The organism is Mycobacterium sp. E1747 (assembly GCF_001667775.1).
Classification (GTDB): Bacteria; Actinomycetota; Actinomycetes; order Mycobacteriales; family Mycobacteriaceae; genus Mycobacterium.
In genome coordinates this window covers 1-834 of the sequence record NZ_LZJI01000224.1, presented here as the reverse complement: position 1 = coordinate 834, position 834 = coordinate 1, and the positions used below count along the sequence as shown (strand labels likewise).

The following is an 834-nucleotide window of genomic DNA, read 5'->3' as shown; positions in this document are numbered from 1 at the left end:
CCGGCGCGGAAAACGTCGGCCCCGACGACGTCGGCGCGTCCCCGGCGCAGGCGGCGCTGGCCGCGATGCATCGCAGCTGGGCAACCAACACGTCCAGCATCCGGTTGGAGGCGGCATAAGCGGCGTGGTGGTAACCGCCCCACACTCCGAACACCGACGAGCAGGCCAGGATGCGGGAGTCCGGCCGCAGCGGCCACATGTCGGCCAGCAGCGCCAGACCACGCACCTTGGCGGCACATACCGCCGCCACATCGGTGCCGGTCAGGTCGGCGCGGAAGCGCGTCTCGGCGATGCCGGCGGTATGGATCAGCAACGACGCCCCGTCCCCGGCGTGCCTGCCGGCTGCGGCCACGGCGACCGGATCGGTGATGTCGCAACGCAGGGCGCGTACCGCGGTGTCGTGGCCTTCGGTGAGCCGGCGCAGCACCGTCGGGTCGAGGCCGCTGCGGCTGAGCAGCGTGACCGTTCGTGCCCCGCGCTCAATGCAGTACCGCGCATACCGCAGGCCGATGGCGCCGCTGCCGCCGGTGATCACCACGTTGTCCAGCGCGGCGGCGTCCAGGGGCCGTTTAATCGCCGAATCGCGGCAGTCCCGGAAAGTTCGGACGTAGGGTCGCGGCACTGCACTTCCGCGCACTGCCACCTCGGCGGCCGCACCGAGCAACACGTCGATGACGGCGCCAGCCGTCGGCGCGTCGAGGTTCCGGTCCGGCAGGTCAAGATGTCCGAAGGCCTGGTCGGTGAATTCGAAACCGATGCTGCGATGCATCGCGGCCAGCGCCGCCTGCGCCGGGGACGCGCCGACGTCGTCGGGGCCGACGTTTTCCGCGCCGG

At 71.7% G+C, this 834-nt stretch carries 1 protein-coding gene; it reads right to left on the bottom strand.

What is annotated here, in order from left to right; all coding sequences use genetic code 11:
• The coding region (locus tag A5695_RS23900) for an SDR family NAD(P)-dependent oxidoreductase (RefSeq protein ID WP_156749826.1) at positions 1-834 on the bottom strand (834 nt) is incomplete at both ends.